The organism is Variovorax nitratireducens, assembly GCF_051216545.1.
In the GTDB taxonomy this organism is placed as follows: Bacteria; Pseudomonadota; Gammaproteobacteria; order Burkholderiales; family Burkholderiaceae_C; genus Variovorax.
On the sequence record NZ_JBPJZO010000012.1, the window covers coordinates 48,167 to 69,539 of the forward strand.

Genomic DNA, 21,373 nt, shown 5'->3' on the forward strand with positions numbered 1-21,373 from the left:
GCTCAGTCGAGGAACTGGACGATGTTTTCCCAGACTTTGTCGTTACGCCAGTAGGCGCTGTGCGACTCGGGGAACGGTTGCCCATTGTCGACTTGGCAGTCGATGGCTTCCGGAAACACGCCTTGCGCAACGTAGCTGAGGAAATCACGCTCGTCGAAGAAGTTCAGCCATCTGGGGAAATATTTCGGCAACCCGGAGCCCCAGGCACGTGACGCCAAAGCATCCATTTCATAGAAAAAGGGGGCTTGCGATCCCACGGTGATGAGGTGAGAAATACTTCGTTGTGATTCCGCAAGCCAATCCACGGCAGCAACCCCACCCAAACTGTGGGCGATCAACACGCTCGCCCTGGTGCGACCTACCTCCTCGCCAATGAAGTTGCGCAACTTGGCTCCGCGCGCCTGGTACTGAAGAATGTCTCCCGCCGCAGGGGTGCTGGCATCGTGCAGTTTGCCGCGCCTGGAACGCACAAAATTGGTAAGGCGTCCAAGCATCCAGTCACCGATGCCCGCCGCGGTTCCTAGGTCGGCGGTGAGCGCGGTCACGAGCTGATCCCGGCTTTCCCCCGTCAATCCCGGCATGCCATCGGCTCGCAGATCGATCTGCAGCTTGGCAATGAGTCCGCGGGCAACTTTTTCGTACACATCCTGTGGTTCGCAGGTCAGTTGGCGCACTACGGCCTGCCATGCAAAGTCGGCTTCAACTGCGGCGATGAGCTTTTGCCAAGGCGCCAGCAGATCCAATTGTTCAACCGCTTCGAAGGTGTACTTGCCAGGATGTGCCAGGGCAACGACAGAATCCCAGATTTGTGACCCAGGTGGTGGCCCGATGACCTGAACGACGGGTTCGATACGAAGTTCGAGCAGTGGATCCTGATCAAGAAGAATCCACAGAGCCTGTTCGGCGGACTCGCGTGCCGCGCTCTCATCGCCGCTGTGGGCATATTTGGGAATCGATGCACCGCCGCCATGCAGACGTGCGCCAAAGGCGTCTCCCCACTGGCACCCCTGGATGTCCCAGTCCTTCAAATATATTTCCATTCGCCGCCTGAGCAGGCGCATCGAAGCCTCGTATGAGGGTTTTCGGACACCCGTACCATGGATGAAGAGGGCAACTTTGGTCATACCAGGATGCTTCTCCGGAAACAATCAGGACGTCAATACCTCAAAAAGACTACGGGGTTGTCCGTGTGGACTGTGTTTCCGAAAGATTTATCACGCGGCTCGGAATGGCGTACGGAGCTCTTGTATCGGGACGCGCCCCCAACAGATGTGGCACCAACTGCATTCTTTGGCTTTTGCGATGCGCTTTCCTCCTCCGGATGGGGGCTGGCGACGTGCGGCCTGCGCACGGCGGCGGCATCTTTAGGTCCGGCTCGCTGTCGCGCGAGCCGTTTGCACCTCCGACCGCGATTTCTCACTTGCCGGCTCCACTCGCAAGCTCGAACGCTCGCGCCTTGGGCTCAACCGTGCGGGGAACTAGGGCGGATCAAGTCAGCCTCGTCCCATTCATGCACCAAACAAGGTGCCTGGTTTCACGTTCACGACCAATGCGTAGGAGAAGGCGGATGAGAACGACAACATTCAATGTGATTGGCCGATCTCGCGATTGTCACAAGGTACTCTTGCGAATGCATCCAGACTGCAGTCGAAGCGGGAGTCTGTTGACAAAGTTAATTCAATGACTCGACAATCGGGCCGCCGATTTCCGCTTTAGATAGATAAGGCTGGAGGGATTCATGGACGCAATCGACGCGCTCATCCTCGACGGAGAGCTCTTGGTCGATGAAGCAGCGCGCCGTCGCCTCGTGCTACCCCAGGTCGTCGAATCGGCCCTGCGGAGCGCGCGCAAGAATGCCGGTGGCTTGAGGAAGAAGGTATCGCTAAGACAACCCTTTTACGACGCACTTGAGAAGGCTGAAAGGGTGGTGAGTGCACCCGCTAAACAGATTCGAGTTGAGCGGGAGCGCCGTGCGCAGCTCCAGCAGCGAATCACCAGTGCTCGCGGTGCGCTAGGCTTTGCCGCATCGGATGGACTCGCAGTACAGCTCGCCACGCGCCAACGTATTCTTCAGGCGGCGGAAGCAATTGAGGCGGGAAGCGCAACCGCAACAGAGGAGCAAGCGTTTTACGCTGGGGTCAACGACCTTGAGAGAGAGCTCCAAGAGCCCATCGAGCAACTACTGCTGAAAGGCGAACGACGCGCCCGACTGCTGCTGAAAGTTGTCAGCGTGCGAGAAACCCTCGGATTGACGGCAGCACGGGGCGGCTCGGTTGAGCGTGTGCTGAGAGCCCCACTCTTTCAGGCAATAGAGGCACTGGAAAGCGGCAACATAACAGTTGCAACCGAACAGGCCTTCTATAGCGCACTCGACAGCGCCGAGCCGGCCCTTTCATCGGCTGCGGAGCAAATTCGCTTGGATCAAAGTAGGCGAGAGCGACTTCGCCCCCAGATTGAGGCAGCCCGCGAGTTACTGGCCTTCGCCGCTGCAAACGGGAAGAAGATAGGCAGCGAGACTCGTGACCCCCTGACGAAGACGGCCGAACTTATCGAGACTGGAATGGGCACCATTGCGGACGAGCAGGCTTTGGTGAAAGCATACGAAGAATTGACAATAGCACTCAGTCCGGTCACGGCGGAAACGCTGGACGCATCGAAGACCAGACTTCCGCACTTCTTCGACTTTTGGGCGAACAGAGCTGCCTTTGCTGCGGCATTCAGAAGGCTAACTCTCGGTCGATTTCTTCACATCATCGTGTTCAGCCTCGTGCTGCTGGGAGCTGCCTCTGCAATGGGCTACTACTCAGTTGGAAACACAGCTTTAGGCCGTTACGCGGAACTTGAGGAGCAATTAAGAAAGCTGAAGGCAGAGGGGCCGGCGAAGGATGCCTTGAAAATCCTTCGGCAGGAGGCACTGGGAAAGGCCAAGGCAGACTTGCAGACTGACCCAAAGAGCGTCGCGACTTACGAAGTTGCTCAGAAGAGCTTCGATGAGGCCGACCAAGCGGCAAGAAGTAGCTCGCTCCTATTCGAACAGGCGGAGAAGGAGTACAAGGAGGCGCCTGAGCGGCTCTGGCTCTGGACGCAGATACCTTGCAAGGGATGGACTACGTTTTTCTACTGGAACATGTGCTCCGAGCTGGACAGCGTTGCGCGTGGCGCGAAGGAGAAGACAGACATATTCAAGGTCAACGCTGCAAGGGCAATAGCTGCTCGGATGAGCGAAATTTTCCTGCCGATGCTTCTCGGATTCCTTGGAGCTTACGCGTTCATTTTGCGCAACCTTGCTGACTTGCTCGCCAAGAACGCACTCGCTCATGGGTCTGCTATCCAGCATGCAATTCGGCTGGGCACAGGGGGGCTGGCCGGCCTAGTTTCGGCTTGGATGCTACGCCCTGAGGTGGTCAGTACCGATTTGAAGAATGTACCAGCATGGGTTGTGGCGTTCATCGCCGGTTACGGGGTCGAGATTGTCTTCGAGTTCATGAACCGCGTCGTCAGTGCGTTTACATCGCAGAAGCCGAGCCCATAGCCCGCGCTATGTTTGCGATTTCCATGAGAGAACCGCCTGCGGAGTGCCAATGGTGTGGTCTTCGCGGCAGTTTGCCCGTAGTCGGTGCAACACCCGGTGTTTCCCCCGGATGAAACCGGTGACTTTCTTGGGTAGATCTGGTCTTTCCCATAGCCGTCATTCTCCAAGCTGACGGATCTCGCTTCGTTTACGTTGGTACGGCTGGGAGGGAGCACAGGTCACATCAACGACGCCACGAGCCGGCTGACGCAGTTGCCCTTCGTACAAACCGAGTTGGGCCTTCGCGAGCTTCATTAAACTACACAGGCGTATCCTGAGGGGCATGGCAGGCGAGTGCCTACCTCAAATCGGATGCGTTGATATAGGACGAAGGTGTAACGGGCGCATGAATTCAGCACGATCCGTATCTAGATTATCTATTGCCTTATTGGAGTGATTGACTGAAGCTTCCTGAGATCGAGCCGATCTTGAATTAGAGGCCGGCTTCGCGGATCGAGTTTGAATGGCGCGTCGCGTTCAACCTGAGGCAGCGATTCGGTGGTTAGAACGAGTAGCTCCGCCAACTTTGGTACGCGGTTGTTGATCAAACGGCTTGATATCGGCCAGCGATGTGCCACTAGTCTGCGATAGTAGGCCGAGCTGCTCGGGAGAACTCGTGAAGTCCTTCGCGAGGAATATCTTTCGGTAAGTGTTCGCACTGGCTTCGATGCCATCGAACGTGGCTGGAATGTGCCCCTTTGACGTCACATCCAGAACTTTTGCATCCGTGGTCAGAAGCGTTCGGGCCACCGCGTTAGTTTTGCTGACGGCGGCTGCCAAGACCTCGGGGTCGGATAGATCCACTCGAACGATGGATCTGGGAATTGATGTGCAGGTTGCTGGCACTCCAGGAACGACAGCGGTGCACGACTGTTCGATCACGATGCGCCGCTCCAGCGTCCAGGACGGTCCGAAGGTCGCCACCGCCCAATGCATGAGCGTAGCCTTCCATTCCGGAACGTTTGCGGAGCGCATTCCATTGTAGAAGTTTCGATGCGTGTCATGTGCCGTACGCTCCTTGGTCGTGCAGTAGTGGTCGTGGATTACAGATGCATTGATATATGAACCTTCGAAAGGCCCTCTGATGATCGACCAAAAGGCCTGCGGGATTGAGGCGCCGTCAACGCTGGAGCATCGGGCGTTGAACGAGAACACCCATCCGGGCGTGGCCAGTTCCATCGACTCCTTGGTCCCCCACGGCCATGACAATTCTTGTGAAAGCCACTAGGAATCTCAGAAAGGCGTTGTCGGAGCTGCCGCTTTTGCTGCGCACGACAGGCTCGATGCCGGCCTCCGTCCGGCCGACGTGAGCTTCAATCCGAGTGACAAAGAGCGCATCGTGGCGCTCGGGTGGGCAGGCATTCAGGGCCTTTTCGAGGGGATCGTGCACGATGTCCGTACCCATCAAAGTTCTGAGCCACCAGCCCGCACTACGCCGGGCGAACACGTCGATTACAAAGGCCACGTACTGCCAACGCTGCCAGCTCACGATGTGGGTGAAATCGCTGATCCACGGTTGGTTCGGGCGCTGGGTGCCGAACTGCTGGCTGACCACGGTTGGCGGACATGTTCCCCTGGCATAGTCGATCGTGGTTTGTACGGCCTTGCCGCGCGCCACCCCACGCAGGCCCTGGCGCTGCATCAGGCGCCCCCCGATGCGGCGTGCTACCCGCACTTCCATGCGGGAGCTGACTCTTGACCTTGTCAGCGCCATAGACCTGGATGCCGGATCGCCAGCCCGGCCCAGGTCTGCGTTGCGCTGCGCGCGCTCAACAACCTGAATCAAACCCTCGCGTTGCGCCCCTGTGTCGCGCTCATGTTGCCGACCCCAGGTCAACAAGGTCGGTGGTGTGCTGCTGAGCTTGCCGGCGATCGACACGACCGTCGTCCATCGTGATGTGCCTACCGCAGTGCCTGAACCCAACGGGCACGACGTCGATAGGCCACCGGGCGGCCTAGTCATTTTGTGTGATGCCGAATGCAGGAGAACGGTAGACGATTGCTCAAACGTTTTCACGGAGCAGCTCCAAATGAACATGGGCCGAATGAACGTAGGCGATTGGTCGATCGGGCAGGACATTTCGGGTTGCCCTGGGGGCAGACTGAAGTGTGCTTCGGGGAATGTCAGGCGGCCCGCTTCTTGCGCATCACGAGTCATCTACGCAGCACTCGTCGCTGGTACAGCTGGCTGCGTCACAGTGCACATCAAAGAAGAGGGAGGAGACGTTCGCACCAGTCGACAGATCGGGATCTTGCATGTCCAACTGGGGAATCCCCAACAGGCAATTGCCGGATCCCTTTCTGGTATCGGCATGGTCGCCGCGCCGCTCGGTTGGAGCATCGGCTATACGCGTCAGCGATGGGCATTGATTGGCAACGGCTGCCGCGCCGTGGTGTGGTTGGCACCGGGCGGGATTGACGAAAAGATGCGAAGCGATCTAGCGCGTTCTGCAGGCGTCTGTCTGCTTGAAGACGAGGAGATGACACGAACGGATGCATCAATGGAGACAAAACTATGATCATATTTGTTCGTGGGTATTTCGGCGCGTTGGCACTGTCGTTGGCAGGCTGCAGCGTGACCAATCCACCATTGATGTTCGGCGACACAACAACGTTCGGCGTACGGCTCGGCAACGATACGGCCACTGGGGGAGCATCGATCTCTTTGGGCTTCAAGGCACAGAGCATCGCGGTAGTACCCGTTTCGGCATTGGATGAGACGGGTACGCCCAGATTGCTCAAAGGACACGCGCAAGCTCAAGCTGATAACGGCGATAGGGTCGACGCGATGTCGGTTTTTGCTTCATTTGAAAGCGCCGCGCCTGTATCCGGCGCCCCGCAGCAATCTACGGTGCGTCTGGGCCAAGTGTTCTCCACCGGCCTGGCGGCGCAGTCCCTGACGATGGGCTATGTCTGCCGCGAGAATGCCGACCCCGGATGCACTCGGACGGCCGCCACTGTAGCGTTGCAGTCGGCCGCCTCCGCCGACGCTGCGGCCGCTTCGGCGACCAACGCAGCCCGAGCCGCAAACAGTGCAGCGGACAAGGTGGCGTCGGCTCTCGCCGACAGGCCGATCCGGATGGTCGAGCCAGCAAAGCGGGAGATGGAGAGCCCGGTCGCGGCGAGCGATCGACCCTACCAGTCGCCCTTGCTCTTTCTGCGCACCGACGTCGTAGGCATCGACATCGGCGGTTCGCTGGCGCAACAGGGTCTTCAGTTTAGCCTCGGCTACAACAACCGCAATCTCGCGTTGATACCCGTCTATGCTCAAGGTGCAGGCAACAAGGTCGTGCGAATCACCGGCCGCACCGGAGCCGATGACGGTGAACCGTCGCTCGACGTCCTCTCCGTACTGGGCCAGTTCAAGACGAACACACAAACCACGCGGCTCGGCTTCGGGCTCCACCGCTACTTCGCGACCGGCGTCGCCGCACGCAACCTCGGTCAGAGCATCGGCGCAGCGATCGCCAAGGTGCCCGTCCCGACGGATACACCCGCGCCGGGCGGCGCGGTCGCGGCGGTTCCCGAGAGTGCAGCGCCTGTCGCAGTGGCCGAGGCAGTTAAGTAGCCCCATGAATCAACAAAGCGAGACGTGCCATGGCTGGAAGAAAACTCCCATCTGAGGCGCACAAGCACGCTCTTTTTGAGGGCGGCGAATTGCGCGAAGGCGAAGAACTCCATGAAGGAGAGGAGTTGGAAGAAGGCGAGGATCTGCGCGCTTTCAGAGGCCTTGCGGGGGCCACTGCGCGTCGCCGAACGGCCAGCATGATCGTTCCGCCCCCGCCCTTCGCAGGCGTTTCTGGAGCGGAAGTGCTGTCCCTCGCAATTCACCACATCGGTGAGAAATATGTGCTCGGCGCGAGGGCGCCGATGGGCAATGCAGGCTGGTCTGGTCCGTGGGACTGCGCCGAGTTCGTCTCATGGTGCGTCTACCAGGAAAGCAAGATTCTTTTCGGCACCGAACCGCGCACGGATCCGATGTTGGCCGACGCATATACAGGGTTCTGGCTCCAGCAGGCGCGCAGCATGGAAGGAAGCCTCATCGATTGGCGCGATGCCGCCGGCATTCCAGGTGCCGTGGTGCTGCGCCGGCCGATGGGCGGGCAGATTGGCCACATCGTCCTGTCCGACGGGCGCGGCGGAACTATAGAGGCCCACAGTAGACTGCGCGGCGTTATTGCTGGCACCCTGAGCGATCGGCGCTGGGACTGCGGAATTCTGGTGCCGGGCATCCGCTACACGCGCTCGGATGAGCTCATTGATCTCAAGCCTGTTCTGGAGGGTACCCTTCGGCTGACCACTCCCTTGATGGAAGGCGGCAGGGTGCGCGACCTTCAGCAGCGCCTGCTCGAGCACGGCCTCATGGTTGGGGAAATCGACGGAATCTTCGGCCCCCAAACCGCGCATGCGGTCGGCGTCTTCCAAAGGCGAAGCGGGCTGGTGTCTGACGGCGAAGTGGGTAGCCAAACACGTACAGCACTCGGCTTGCTGTCGAACTGAAGGCACGGGCATGAGCATGTTCATGTCAGGCGGCCCAGCCAAAGCCACATGGCCCTCTGCGTTACAGATTCCCGAGCGACCAAACCCAGTTCAAATTCAGCAAAGTCTGCACCTTCAATCTTCGGAGTTCATATGCGCCTCGCCTTTACCTCCTGCATGAGCGTCTATAGTTTCCCTGTCCAACCTGTGTGGGACGAGATTACAGCCGCAGGCTGTGACGAACTGGTGCTCTTGGGCGATTCCGCCTACTACGACGTCCAATACTCTAGTATGGCAAAGGTGCAGTCGATGACGGCACATGGGTTCGCTACGCATGCATATGAGCGGCTGCGCACACAGCTCACGCAGGCGAACTTCGCGGCATTGGTTCGCACGCCTACGCTGCGCACCCATGCGATCTGGGATGACCACGACTTTCTCTGGAACGACGCCTGTGGCGGCCAGATTCAAGGTCAGCCTCAGTACAGTGATCTCTTGGCGCCCACGCGCGCCGTTTTTGCGATGTTCAGGAAGGCGCTTGAAGAGCGTATCGCGGCAGACAGTCTCCCGGTGAACTTGCCGCCTTGGAGCGACACGGTGCCCGAGCCCGGTTACAGCAACGTCCGGCTGGCCGATGATGTGCTCCTTCACTTGACCGACGGCAGAAGCTACAAATCCCGACTCGGCCGAGAAGCGTTGATGGGAAAGGCACAGCTGGACGCCTTCGAACTTGCCTGCGAAGATGCCATTCCGGAAACGGTCCATCTGCTGGCATCAGGCGTCATGTTTGAGCGTCCCCGAGCGGAGTGCTGGGCCGATTGCAGTGTCGAGCACGCCCGCCTTCTGGCGCTCAGACACAAGTACCGCATTCTCATGATCAGCGGCGATGTCCATGAGAACGCGCTTACGCGTTACCCCAACGAGGGTGACCGCTTCTTCTACGAAGCCACCTCCTCGGGGGCGGCCATCTACTCAAAGATGGTCACTGGAACACCGCGTCGCAACTGGGGCCTGCTTCAGATCGACGCCGACAGAATCCAGATTCAACTTTTCCAGTCTGGCGAGGCGCAGTACGAGCGCACTATCGACCGCAATACTTGGCAATGGACACCCGGCGCGCCAGTTCCAGTGCACGAAGCGGTCTTGCGCCTTCCAATGGCAGCATGACGCGTACGCAAGTCGCCTTGGTTGAAGACGACATCGGCACGCGTGAACGCGTGGCGCGCGTAATCCAGGCTGATGCCTCTTTGAACTTGGCCTTTGCCGCGGCGACTGCCGCCGAAATTTTGACGTGGTTGATCGATAACCCCATCAACGTCCTTTTGGTCGATCTGGGGCTGCCCGACCGCCCCGGGCTCGAAGTGATCCGGCAATGCCGCCGTTCGCAGCCGGCCTGCGCCGTCATGGTGCTGTCCATCTTTGGCGATGAAGCTAACATGGTGCAGGCCTTCGAGGCCGGGGCAAGTGGCTATTTGCTCAAGGATGGAACGGAGGCAGACCTAGCAGTGCACATACGCCACCTGCGTGCCGGCGGTTCGCCGATGTCGCCAGTGATCGCTAGGCAGCTGCTGAGGCGTTGGCAGGCCCAGGGGCTGGACAAGCCATCGTCAGAGCCAGCGGGTGCAGGGGCGAGCCGCACGACAGCCCACAGTACGGTCGCTGAGAAACTCTCGCCACGGGAGTTCGAAGTGCTCGACCTCGTTTCCCGCGGCTTCACTTACATCGAGGTGGCCGGTCGCATGGGCATTTCCGCAAGCACGGTACAAACGCACATCCGCAATATCTACGGGAAGCTGGATGTCCACAACAAGTCCGAAGCGGTGTTTGAGGCTCGTAACCTCGGCTGGCTCCCCTGAGGCGCTCGCCTCGCAGGAACGGGAGGCCGCGGCTGTCGTTAGGGGTACTCGCGTTGGTGCATTGATCGCACTGGCGTCGATTGCGGCGCTTGCCGCCTCGATCCCTTGCGCTGCCGCGCAGCACGAGCACGCGGTCACATCCGCGGAGATCACCGCGCGGCCCGACGGCCTTGCACCGCAGACTCGCACGGTAAGCCTGCCATTTCGCTGGGACCACGAATATCCCGGCCATGGCGGCAGCGTGAGTTTACGGATGTCTCTACCTCCGCAGCCCACCGACGAGGTGGAGGCGCTACTGATTTCTGGGCTCGGGAACCAGGCCACCGTGATATTCAATGGCGTCCCTCTCGCGCGCTTGGGCGCGCCAAGGGACCCGCACTATGACGCCGCAAAGGCAGGTCATCTCCTCGTCCTGCCCCCTGCGCTCTCTCGGCCCGGTCGGGCTCAGGAATTAACGGTCTTGGTCACAGCGCAGCGTCAGCGCGGTGGTGGTCTCGCGAGCGTTCAGTTTGGCCGCGAGTCTGCGCTCGCGCGAGTACAGCAAGCTCAGCAGCGCTGGCGCCATACGTCAGCATTGGTGTATGCAGTGAGCCTTTTGTTGATGGGAGGCTTAGCCGCCGGGCTATGGCTCCGGCAACGCGACACGCTGTACGGCTGCTTCAGCCTCGCAGCTCTGACCGGGGTGACGCGGAACCTGGATCGGGCGATGGTGGAAGTGCCGCTGCCATGGCCCTGGTGGGGTGCGATCGTCGCGGTCTGTTATGCATGTCATATCGCGTTGATTGCACGCTTCGTCTTGCTCGTGCTCGACCGAAGCCCGCCATGGTTTGTAAAGGGCTTGTATGGGGTCTTGGGAGCCGCGGTGGTCATGGCGTGCACCTCCTTCCTATGGTCCCATCCGATGCTGTGGACTGCTGGGCTGGCTCTGCTCCAGCTGACCGCCATGGCATGCTGGCCCATCGTCCTGCGGCAGGCATTCATCGCGCGCCAACCGATCGCGTGGGTCCTTCTGACAGCGGGGACTCTGGCGATCATCGCAGGAGCGCATGATCTGATCCTGGTGCGCATGGGGCTCCTTGGAGGTGCGAGCTTTACGCTAACACCCCATGCGATGTTCTTCTTTGTCGTGATACTGGCTGGGCTTGTCGTGGAGCGCTACAGCCGTGCTGTGGCCGACTACAGGGCGCTCAACGCCAATCTCGCGAACGTTGTCGCCGAGCGCGAGGCACAGCTGCGCGGCGCTTTCGAGGAACTCCGGATCAAGCAGGAAGAACAGGCAGTGCTGCTCGAGCGCCAGAGAATCATGCGCGAGATCCATGATGGGGTCGGGTCCCAACTTGTCGGGCTGCTCAACGTTGTAGCGCACCCATCACCTGATCGGGAGGTAGTCCAACAGCACGTCAATCAGGCTCTGGACGAAATGCGAATGGCCGTCGATTCGCTCCAACCGACTCAGGATGATCTGACGACAGTGCTGGCGACGCTGCGGTACCGCGTCCAGCCGAGGTTGGACGCCGCAGGCATCGAACTGGTCTGGGATGTCGCCTTGATGCCATCCATCGCAATGCTCAACGCGCAGGCGGCGCTGCAGCTGCAACGCATTCTTCTTGAGGCGTTCACCAATGTCCTCAAGCATGCAGGCGCCACCAGAATCACCATGCATGCGCAATGGAGAGACGAATCAGATCCCCCTCACGTCCTCATCACCCTGACGGACAACGGACGGGGCATGCGCGAGGATGCTCCGCTTTCAGGCGGTGGTCATGGCCTAGCCAACATGCGCGCGCGGGCACAAACCATCGGTGCAAGTCTAGCCATCCGACCGCACATGGGCGGCACAAGGGTCATGTTGGAATGGCCCGAGCCAATGGCTGAAGGACCGCCCGGCTGACAGGGGCGCACGCTTGGCCAACGCAAAGGCCCGAGGTGCCGAGGTGCTTCGAACGCGACAGTCGGTCGCGTTCAAGCCCTTATTGCGCGATTGCGAATCTGGAGCAGCCCGCTACCCGCGTGCAGCCGGCGGGGAGCCCTGCGAGCTTCTTTTCGGCGCGGACGGTGGAAAAACTGCTGACGGCCCTCCCCTTCGCACCGTCGCATGACATCACCGTTGTGGTCGGCACAGCACCTTGAGGGCTGTTACGTAGGCGGGATCAGTTCGAGATCGGGGCTAGCGGAATTAGAAATGACTCCGTGGGCGGGGGATCGCCTTGGCCCGAAAGAAAATCACACACCACGGTGCGACTTCTTGGTCATTGGAACTTCGCAAACCAACATCCCGCGGTGGGTGTGATGCGACCTATTTCCTCGGAAGATTGTCTGCACACACGTCGTGTGCGACCCTGAGAATTTGGCATAGACCGTCGTAGGCCGAGTCGGCGGCTAGTGCGTAGGCCTCGTGTGTCGGGTGGACGGTGCCTCCGGCGGCGACGAGTAACTCGCCGTCTGTCGGCTCCTTGTCGCCACCCCACGAGCGCAGGTTGAGCATGGAGTCGTTGGAGCTGTTCACCATCATCCTCCCAGGCGCTTCGAACTGAATCTCCTTCAGCGTTCGCTGTCTGGGGAACGGCATGGCGCACTCGTTCTTGTTGTCGTTGTAGAAAAATGTCGGAACCGAGGGCACCTCTAAACTGGCGACGGGAGCGCAGATGACGCGTTTTGCGAATAGCTTTGTATTTGAGGCTTCCCAGGCAACCGTTTTCACCCCTGAATTCGAGAGCATGCTTTGCACAGCGGGAAATGAATATGCCCCGAAGTCGACCACCTCTTTGTCGCCAATCCAGGAGGCCCAGTTTATTTTGCTCCGCCAGAGACGGATCGGCGATGATTTCGATACCTCTCGCGCGGTCGGTCCAAAGGACATATAGGAGTTCACGAAGCGCGCCTGCTGGAGCGGACCCGTACATCGGAATCCGTTCTTGGCGGATGAATCGGCGCCTCCGAGCGGGTCTGGGTATCTGACCAGGAGCACCTGATCTGGTCGAACCAATGCGCCTTCAGCAGCCGCAGCGATCAAGGTGCCATAGTCCTTTTCAAGCTCCTTTGCGCCGTCGCCGAGTTGCCGCACCAGGATCGCTCCAATTTTGTCTCGCACCAATCGCAGCACCCACTCTGGAACCGAACGCCCAGAGACGGTCCGATCTGGGACAAGGAGCCCGGTCACAGCACCGGCGAACTTGACATCGTTCCCACCCCCGGTGAACAAAAGCGCCGAAGGGTCCGCTTTTCGGTTGGAGCACTTTCGCTGAACGGCCACGCCCTTCTCCGGAAGCTTCGAGATGGGCTCGGTCCCCTCCTCCGTGGCGCACAAGACATCGCGAACCAAGTTGACCTGCGATTTCTTGAGGTAGTGGTTGCCATAGGACGTGCGCCCGGCTAAACCATCTCTCTGCCAGTCAAGCGCATCCTGGTCGGACGGAATGACGCGCCTTTGCTGGGCCAGAAATATCCCGTCCATGAACTCGGCGCCAGAACAAGAAACATTGACGAGGCGCACGGTGGCTTGCTTGTGCGTAAGCGCAATTTTCAGAGGGGCCAGCACAGACTAGGAAAGCAAAGAACGATGGCACGGCGAATCCCACCACACAGGCCTGGCATAGGGTCCAGGCGCCCTAATGAACCAGTCATTCCACACAGGTGTCTCCGTGTGATCGGAGTAGAGCGCGGCCCTGTCTGGGCTTCCCTCGACGGATGAAAACGAGTCGCCCATCGAGACGAGGACGATGTTGCTCGGTCTCACAGTTGCATCAAATCTCTGACCGCCGCTCGTGACAGCCGCCGCTGCGCTGGCTCCGTATGGGAGGCGGATCTCTGCCTTGCAGGCACCCGCACTCGCTGTGCCAGATGACGGGAGTTCCCAGGTACAAGGTCCGCTTGCGCCCTTCAACTCGAGGACCACAACGATGCGCGCATCGTCGGCGAACAAACTCGCGGTCTGGTGCGTCTCCTTGTTCGGGTCGACGAGGAAAAACTCCTCTTTTGGAATTGTCCGCTGGCTCTTGGCTGTCAGGCGCTCGGTCATATAAGACACCATGGACTCATGGCCTCCGGCATCCCATGCTGCTTGAATGCGGTCGAACGCCTCGTCCTTCAGGAGGGGAAAGCGGTTCACGACCTCCCACGTTAACTGCGGCTGCGCCGTGGCCGAACAGGCAAGATGGGCAAGCAGCAAAGCCACAGAAAAGGTCCGGATTGCCGACATGAGCACGCTCCTGCAGGGTCCCGCCGGACCAGAAGCGGCCTCGCGGTGTAAATAGCGGCTGAGCGTAACCAATACACCCACACTACACAACCAACGACGCTGCGCGGCGCGTTCGCTGCGGGCGCTGCGCGGTGGCGGCGTTGCCGGCCACGTTTTGCTGCGCAAGTGCCCGGGCCAGTTTCACCTTGCGCTTGATCCTGATTTGCGCGGTGCGCCTCACCGCATTGAAAGACCGCTTCTGCGATAGTAGGCCGTCGCTAGCGCGGCACGACCGACCGCAATCGCTGCCGCAAAGCTGGCGCCTGAACCAGGCTCGCCTACAGGCGCGATAAACCCCCAGATTCGCTGCTGGCCTTTCATGCGCCTCCTCCAGCACCCGAATCACGCGGTGCAGCCTTTCGCATTCCCGTTCCAGGGAAGCCACCCAGGCCCGCGCATGCACAGCTTCGTTGAACGCTCCCTTCGTGCAGCGCTGACGGCCCCCACCGACTCTCGAACCAGAGGGCAAGGTACACAGCGCGAGGGGCGTAGCCGCGGGCCTTGTAGCGCTGCAGAGTACGGAGGCTTACCACCCCAGAAAGAGGGATTGAGTTCACGCGAAAGTTGGCTAGAGTGCGTGTGGCAGTAGCGCCTACCCGCGCCATCGGTCGAATGCGTATTGATTCAACTTCGATCCAGTTGTGGCGTCAACGAGGGGGTAGATGGGCCTGACCTCCCCAGAACCTTCCAGCGAACAAGGCGTGTATTTTTACTTCCGGGGGAAGCCATGGTGACTAGAAGTCCGGTGGATGGGGGTGAGTTCGTGGACGATGCGGGCCTGCAGGAGCTCCGGCAACTGGTGCGCCAGCGCGTCCTGGCGCAGACCCATCAGATCCAGCGTTCACTGGTTCAGATCAATGCGGGCAACCCGCTGGGCGCCGAGACCTCGCCAGAACGGCGGGTGCGCCGGATCGCCGCGAAGACCAACATGCCGATGCGCGATGCCAAGGCCGTCGCGGACATGATCGAGCGCAATGCCACCTCCATCGACAAGAGTCGATCCGCCGCCGGCTCCGAGGCGTTCCAGGGCCCGACTATCGACCTGGTGGGGGTGGAGTTTCTCGCCAAGGGCCGCATCGCGGCCAATGCCGTGGGCCGCATCGCCTTCCGTTCGGGTCGCGCGCAAGGCAGCGGCTTCTTGGTGGCACCCGGCGTCTTCCTGACCAACCATCATGTGATCTCCACACCTGCTCAGGCGGCACTGATGCACGTGGAGTTCGACTACGAGGCGGCGGATGCCGGCGGCGCGCTGCCCGTCACCTGCTTCGCGTTCGACCCCGCGGCGTGCTTTGTCACCCATCCGGTCGACGGCCTCGACTTCACGTTGATCGCTCTCGGCCGGCGCATGAGCGGCAGCAAGGACATGGCCGAATTCGGCTATATGCCGCTTTCAGACGCGGCCGACAAGCACATGCTGGGCGAGATCGCCAACATCATCCAACATCCCAACGGCGGGCTCAAGCAGGTCGTCGTGCGCGAGAACAACCTGGTCTCGCGCGACGAGACCCACGAAGTCTTGCACTACTTGGCAGACACTGAGAGGGGATCCTCGGGTTCGCCCGTCTGCAACAATCGCTGGGAACCGATTGCTTTGCATCATTGGGGCGAGCCCTGGCTCGAGCTGAAAGATGCCGAGGGTCGGCCGCTGCGTAGGGACGTCAACGAGGGCATCCGCATTAGTGCCATCGTGAAGTTTCTGCGAAGCAACGCGAAATCGTTCGGGGCGTCCCACCGCGGCGCCGTGGAGCGTCTGCTGGTTCTGTGGAAGAAGAACGAACGTGGCGGTCCTGTGTCACCTCCGCAGGAAAAGCGCGCGGCGGAGACTGTGTCCGGGTCCGGCGGCGCAGTGAGCCTGACCCAGGCCAACGGGACGGTATCTTGGGTGTTCCCGATCGAGATCACGGTGCGAGCGCCATTGCTGGATGGCAGGCGCCTCGCCGAGGATATTCCCGCCGGCCTGACGGCGAGCGTCGCAAGTGCCGCCGCCGGCGTCGAAGGCGCGGAGGCGAAAAAGGCCGCTTGGGAGGACGTGGACTTCAGCGACCGGGGTGGCTATGAACCAGGCTTCCTGCCGGGCTTCATCGTACCTGTCCCATCCTTCGACGGGGTGAGCTATCGACTCGCCTTGAACCGGCAAGCCGTCAAAGACGATGACCCCCACGAGCTGCGCTACCACCACTTTTCGGTTTTCATGAACGGCGACCGTCGCTTGGCGGCCGTCACCGCTTGCAACATCGATGGGGCCCGTTCCGCGGCGGTCAATCGCCAGGACAAGACAGTCAACCTAACGCCGACCCTGAGCGACTTGGGCGTCGAATCACTCGGAGCGGAGGCGTCGGACGACTTCCGGCCGGACGCCCGGGTGTCGCCTGACGAGCAGATGACTCGCGAATTCTATGAAGACCAGGAGGTTCCTGGATTCGCCAAGCCCCCCTATCCAGCTGCCGACGCCTCGCCGGCAGCACGGAAAAAATATGCGGCGGTGATGACTCAGCGCACGGCGCGGATGCTGCAGAAGGGTCACATCATCATGCGGGGAGATCCCGCTTGGGGAACGGAAGATGAAGCGCTGGCGGCCGAATCGGACACCTTCTTCTACACGAATGCGGCGCCCCAGTTCGGTTACTTTAACCAGGGAAGCGAAGAGGACAGGCCAGGCTCCAAGGGCAAGTTGCGGTGGCGTGCGGTGGAGACGTACATCCTGCGCAATGCCGTGGTGCATCGCCAGCGGGTGTGTGTGTTTGCAGGACCGGTCTTCGAAGACGACAAGGATCCTGCATATCGATTTGATTCGCAGGTCCCGATGCAATTCTGGAAGATCGCGGCCTGGGTCGAGAAAACGAAACTGCGCGCAATAGCGGTGATCGCCAACCAACGTCCCGTGTTCGAGCAGCTGACCCGAGGCATGCCCGAGTCCGCGGAGAACTTCAACAGCCCGGAGGAGCTCGCGCGGCTCAACGAGCACTTCACGACAGTGGCACATGTCGAGCAACTCACGGGCCTGAAGTTCGTCAAGGAAATTCAGCAAGCCGATGTTCGCAAGGGCCAGGAGGCCTTGGCTCCGTTGGCCGCCGAGGACGAGCAGGAGGAGTCGCCTAAGGACGCGTCGGTGTCCCGGGCTCGCCCCGCGAAGCAGGCCGCGCGTTCCACGGCCGCACGCAAGCGCGCACCGGCAAAGCGACCTGCCGCCGGGAAGCGATCCAAATGACCGCCTTGCTCGCCAGCTGCGTGTTGGCCCTGCTCCTCGCACCCGCAGCTGTTTTCGCGGCCGAGCCGGCGGAATATGCGATCCGCTGGGCTCAAGGCGGCCCCGCCACGACCGGCGATGTCATCAAGCTCTTGAAAGTCAAGGGCAAGCAGGAGGTCAATACCTACTCGATCCAGTACTTCCAGCTCGATATGACGCAGACGCCTTCTCCGAACGAAGTGGTCATCGGAAGGATGCGCACCCGATCGGACGGCAAGGTCGAACTCACCTACAAGACACGCGCGGACGTGTCGGCGTCGCCCGGCTCATGGGTTTGCCCGCTGGACGGCGCCAAGGACAAGACAGAAATGGACGTCACGGTACGTCGCAAGGACGTGGTGCGCAAACTCACCCGATCCTGCGAACTCGAAGCCAAGCATCCGCTGTCGTTCCCCGAGTCGCTAAAGGCAACGCCGAAAGGATGCGTCAACAAGATGACGCGCACGGTGATTGGCAAGGTGAAAGTCGAACAGTGGAGCACGTCGCGCGGAGCGTTGCTGGAGGTCTCGATGCCCGGCACCACGTCAGCGGAAGACCTGACCAATTTTCGGAAGATGGTCGCGCCGTTGCTCCAAGACGGCGTGATCCCGCTGGATCGGAGCAAGTCCGAAGCTGGGAGTGAATGCTAAGGGACACATTTCGCAGTCTTCAAATCGCAGTGACAGAAAATGCAACAGCATATGTACTAACGGCACAAACAAGCTAACCTTCCCAAATTCCCCCGTCCGTCACTTTCTTCTAAGCATCGAAATCCGCATTGCAAACACTCTTCGGTGGCGTTAGTATATTTAGTATGGCTTCCCTTCCCCTTTTCGACGAGGTTCCCACCCAGGCTGGGTTGCGTGAGGCCTTTGAGCGCTGGCTGGCCGACCAACGCGCTTCGCAGTCGCTGCGCCAGCCGGGATCGATCGAGGTCTACCGGGAGATGTGGCGCGGGTTCATGGGCTGGTGTCTGGGCCAGTCGCCCGCCGTCACGCTGACGTCGCTGGATGTGGCCGATCTGCAGGCCTTCCAGGCGGCCCGCTTCGGCATGAAAAGCGCCGACCTCTCCCTCACCCCACGGCATGCGTTGCGGCTGGTGCGGCTGGTGGATCGGGTGTTGCGTCACCATGCGGCGCAGACTGGCGAAGAGCCCAATACCGCGGCGTCGGACTGGCTTGCTGACAATCCCCATGTGCGCTACGCCGAGGCGGCCAGTGCCGATCCCCTGCCCGAGTTCCTCTCAGTGGCCGAGGCCAAGCATCTGATCGCGTTTCTGTCGAATGCGCGCCCTCGCCCGGGAGTCAGCGGTGCGCGACGGGATGCGCATGTGGCATTCACCTGGCAGGAGCTGCGCAACCGGGTGGCGGTCGGCCTTCATCTTGGCGGCGGGCTGACGCCGGCGGATGTGCGGGCGTTGACGCTCAAGTCGCCCATTTCTCGGGGCGGGCGGGTGCGCGAGTGCCCCTGGAAGGTTTCGATTCCGGTGCATGGGGATTCGGCTGCACGGGAGACGCCGATCGCGCCCTGGGCGGGCGAGCTGCTGCAGCACTGGCTTGTGGTTCGCCTGGAGGTGCAGATTCCGGGGGAGGTGCTTTTCCCGTCGACGCGCACGGGCAAGCCCTGGAGCAAGCAGTCGCATTACGCGGCAACGCGCCAGCTCCTTCAGGAGGCGGGACTGGACAGCAATGATGGAGGCACCTTCAGGCTGCGCCACACCTTTGCCTTGCGGCAGCTGCGCCGGGGGACGGCGCCTGAAGAGGTGGCGGGCTGGCTGGGCGTGGAACCGGCGGTGATGGATCGGTACAAGCGTGTTGTGAGCAGCCCATGGGACGTGGTTTAGAGGCGTGAAGCGCGAGCAACCTTACGACCGCCTCAGACTGATTGCCGACGTTCGCCAAAGGTGCCTACGAAGTCTGTTTACGGCAAAAGCCGACTCTTGCTGGTCGGCCGCAGTCCCGTGTGCCGTGCTGTACCGATGCTCGGCCCACCACGCGGCGCACGACCCCTGCCACCCACATCGCATGCGCGCACCGACCATAAGCGGCAGCATCCCGCTCGTACCGAGGCTGCTCGGAGCGTGAAAAGTCAGGCAAGCAACACTCTGCGAGCATCCAAACATCGGGGCACTCGCCAGAACCCTCGAATTCGTACTCATGGCTGTGGCCGGATTCTCGTGCTACTTTTAAGCGTAAACGCAAAAGCAATAATTCACCTATCGTCGCCACGCCTGCTTCCGCACTATTTTCCTCTCCGATGACGTACCTAGGTTGGCTGGGATCCGTCTGGCCATCGCGCAACGCCCGATAGGCGCGTCCGTCGCGCCTCATGCACTCCTGAACACTCTGCCCAGTGACCTCTCGCACATTTATTGCCTCGTCCTACTCGATAGCGCTCGCCAGTGCGTCTCGCATGGCGCCCGATGCCCCCTATCTCATCGTCTACCCTTCCAGCGACCGGTTTAACGATTTCGGAACCGCGAGCCGCGTGGAGTACTTAGTAGCGCGGGGTGGAAAGATGCCTCCAGAGCGCCTCTTGGGCAAGATGCTAGTGGCGCAACAGGACGCAAAGCAGGCTATTACGGGCACGTCCGATTTCCTGGAGAGGGCTGTCCGCGCTGTTAACGACAACGACGAACTGGCGCCGCTGCTTGAGGCGTTGGATGGCTATTTCTACCTCGGGGCACTCCTGGATTCGGATCAATACCAAAAGCTAATCTTTGCCGTCGGCCGGCGCAACGCGCGTGAGTTGCTTGCGGAAGCGCACGATCTAGCTGTGCTCCAGATTCAAGCGGATCGCAGTCGTGACGTGCAGTTTTTTCGCGGCACCCGGGCCTACGGTCAATCGCTGCTGCGACTGGACAGCACGTTCATTGCCGTATTCGGTTTCGCTAACCAATTGGCCGGGACGAAAAGGCTTGTGAATCGGCTGGAGCGACCTGAGACCATTGAGGTCGAAGAGGCCTCGCTCGAGAAGGGCAGCCTCCGACTGTCTTTCTTGCCCGATGCTCTTGGGATCAATCGCATTAACGTTTTGGTGGGGCCGAACGGCACGGGCAAGACCAAGTTCCTTAAAGTTTTAGTTGCCGACTCGCCGGTCAATTCCCATGGACCGATGCTGTTCATACCTTCGCCTTTGGACGAACCGGTCGCCTTCGAAAAGGCGGGCAGCGTCCAAATCCAGGCTCATCCGGCTACCGTAGAGGGCTGGGCCGCCCTCACTCGCTTATTGACGCTCATCCTTCGATCGGACACGCAATATAAGCAACTTGAACGTGCAGTAGACGGATTCATTGAACTCGACCAGATCATGGTGCCAATTGGGGAGGCGGCCGACGTAAACGATTCCATTACGGCCTTGATCCGCGAGCAACGGTATGTGCGGCTCGCCGGTCTGGCCAACGCGCCGGAAGGAAAAAAGACGGAAATAATGGGGTGGGTTGATCTTGATCTCGCCCCGCTCGTTGCGACGCAGACGCAGGCCAGAGCGCTCAGTTCAGGCGAGCGGGCGTTGTTGGGAATGTCCTGCATTCTCTTGGCTGCAATCCCCCAAGCAGGACTGGTCCTCTTGGACGAGCCCGAGCTGTCATTGCATCCTCGCATGATCGCTGAGCTCATGAAGCTTCTAGGCTTCCTTCTGGAAACGCGCAACGCACACTGCGTGATCGCGACACACCCCTTGTATGTTGTCAGGGAGACGCCGTCATCCGCGGTACATGTACTCAAGCGGTCGACCCAAAGCGGGAAGATCCAAGATTACGAGCCGATGCTTCAAACGCTTGGCGCCGGTCTGACCGAGCTGTCAAACGTCATCTTCGACGACTGGGAGATTCACGAATACTTCGAGCGCCGCGTGGGAGAGTTCGTGGCACGCAAGCACTCGCCAGAGGAAATTGAAGCCGCAAGTCGGGAACTGGGCGAATCCGCGCGAGTATCCCTTTACGAGCAACTGAGAAAGGGGCGAGATGAGGTCGCTTGAGCTACTGGTCTTGGACGACCAAGCGC

At 60.5% G+C, this 21,373-nt stretch carries 16 protein-coding genes; 11 read left to right on the forward strand and 5 right to left on the reverse strand.

Annotated elements, in window-relative coordinates; translation table 11 throughout:
• Positions 1-2: 2 nt before the first annotated feature.
• Positions 3-1,124: a lipase family protein gene (locus ACSFA8_RS22555; protein WP_435481716.1), complete on the reverse strand. Its 1,122-nt coding sequence runs from the start codon at positions 1,122-1,124 to the stop codon at positions 3-5.
• Positions 1,125-1,738: 614 nt separating this feature from the next.
• Here ACSFA8_RS22555 and ACSFA8_RS22560 point away from each other — a divergent pair.
• On the forward strand, positions 1,739-3,532 hold the full coding sequence (locus tag ACSFA8_RS22560; protein ID WP_435481717.1) for a hypothetical protein: 1,794 nt from the start codon (positions 1,739-1,741) through the stop codon (positions 3,530-3,532).
• 516 nt (positions 3,533-4,048) lie between these two features.
• Here ACSFA8_RS22560 and ACSFA8_RS22565 read toward each other — a convergent pair.
• Positions 4,049-4,750, reverse strand: a complete 702-nt coding sequence (locus ACSFA8_RS22565; protein WP_435481718.1) for a DUF1353 domain-containing protein — start codon at positions 4,748-4,750, stop codon at positions 4,049-4,051.
• Positions 4,692-5,450: a hypothetical protein gene (locus tag ACSFA8_RS22570; RefSeq protein ID WP_435481719.1), complete on the reverse strand. Its 759-nt coding sequence runs from the start codon at positions 5,448-5,450 to the stop codon at positions 4,692-4,694. The genes ACSFA8_RS22565 and ACSFA8_RS22570 overlap by 59 nt, the downstream gene beginning before the upstream one ends.
• Before the next feature lie 319 nt (positions 5,451-5,769).
• Here ACSFA8_RS22570 and ACSFA8_RS22575 point away from each other — a divergent pair, with 319 nt between their 5' ends.
• From ACSFA8_RS22575 to ACSFA8_RS22600, 6 genes are all read left to right on the forward strand, one after another.
• The gene (locus ACSFA8_RS22575) at positions 5,770-6,090 is read left to right on the forward strand and encodes a hypothetical protein (RefSeq protein WP_435481720.1); all 321 of its coding nucleotides are present in this window, start codon (positions 5,770-5,772) and stop codon (positions 6,088-6,090) included.
• A complete protein-coding gene (locus ACSFA8_RS22580) occupies positions 6,087-7,139 on the forward strand; it encodes a hypothetical protein (RefSeq protein ID WP_435481721.1) in 1,053 nt (350 codons plus the stop codon). The genes ACSFA8_RS22575 and ACSFA8_RS22580 overlap by 4 nt, the downstream gene beginning before the upstream one ends.
• Positions 7,140-7,168: 29 nt before the next feature.
• Positions 7,169-8,071 (forward strand): peptidoglycan-binding domain-containing protein, encoded by a 903-nt coding sequence (locus ACSFA8_RS22585; RefSeq protein ID WP_435481722.1) that lies wholly within the window; start codon positions 7,169-7,171, stop codon positions 8,069-8,071.
• Between the two features lie 132 nt (positions 8,072-8,203).
• On the forward strand, positions 8,204-9,217 hold the full coding sequence (locus ACSFA8_RS22590) for an alkaline phosphatase D family protein (RefSeq protein ID WP_435481723.1): 1,014 nt from the start codon (positions 8,204-8,206) through the stop codon (positions 9,215-9,217).
• Positions 9,214-9,906, forward strand: a complete 693-nt coding sequence (locus ACSFA8_RS22595; protein WP_435481724.1) for a response regulator — start codon at positions 9,214-9,216, stop codon at positions 9,904-9,906. The genes ACSFA8_RS22590 and ACSFA8_RS22595 overlap by 4 nt, the downstream gene beginning before the upstream one ends.
• Before the next feature lie 61 nt (positions 9,907-9,967).
• Positions 9,968-11,797 carry a sensor histidine kinase gene (locus ACSFA8_RS22600; RefSeq protein ID WP_435481725.1) on the forward strand — a complete coding sequence of 610 codons (1,830 nt, stop codon included), beginning with the start codon at positions 9,968-9,970 and terminating at the stop codon, positions 11,795-11,797.
• 405 nt (positions 11,798-12,202) lie between these two features.
• On the opposite strand, the gene ACSFA8_RS22605 is transcribed toward ACSFA8_RS22600, so the two are convergent.
• Both ACSFA8_RS22605 and ACSFA8_RS22610 read right to left on the reverse strand, forming a co-directional pair.
• A complete protein-coding gene (locus ACSFA8_RS22605; protein ID WP_435481726.1) occupies positions 12,203-13,399 on the reverse strand; it encodes a hypothetical protein in 1,197 nt (398 codons plus the stop codon).
• A 48-nt stretch (positions 13,400-13,447) separates the two neighbouring features.
• Positions 13,448-14,104, reverse strand: coding sequence for a hypothetical protein (locus tag ACSFA8_RS22610; RefSeq protein ID WP_435481727.1), 657 nt, complete (start codon positions 14,102-14,104; stop codon positions 13,448-13,450).
• Positions 14,105-14,906: 802 nt separating this feature from the next.
• On the opposite strand from ACSFA8_RS22610, the gene ACSFA8_RS22615 reads away from it, so the two are divergent.
• From ACSFA8_RS22615 to ACSFA8_RS22630, 4 genes are all read left to right on the forward strand, one after another.
• Positions 14,907-17,351, forward strand: a complete 2,445-nt coding sequence (locus tag ACSFA8_RS22615; protein ID WP_435481728.1) for a DNA/RNA non-specific endonuclease — start codon at positions 14,907-14,909, stop codon at positions 17,349-17,351.
• Positions 17,348-18,019, forward strand: coding sequence for a hypothetical protein (locus ACSFA8_RS22620; protein ID WP_435481729.1), 672 nt, complete (start codon positions 17,348-17,350; stop codon positions 18,017-18,019). Before ACSFA8_RS22615 ends, ACSFA8_RS22620 begins: the two co-directional genes overlap by 4 nt.
• A 164-nt stretch (positions 18,020-18,183) precedes the next feature.
• A complete protein-coding gene (locus tag ACSFA8_RS22625) occupies positions 18,184-19,212 on the forward strand; it encodes a tyrosine-type recombinase/integrase (protein WP_435481730.1) in 1,029 nt (342 codons plus the stop codon).
• A 569-nt stretch (positions 19,213-19,781) separates the two neighbouring features.
• On the forward strand, positions 19,782-21,347 hold the full coding sequence (locus ACSFA8_RS22630; protein ID WP_435481731.1) for an AAA family ATPase: 1,566 nt from the start codon (positions 19,782-19,784) through the stop codon (positions 21,345-21,347).
• The last annotated feature ends 26 nt before the right edge of the window (positions 21,348-21,373 follow it).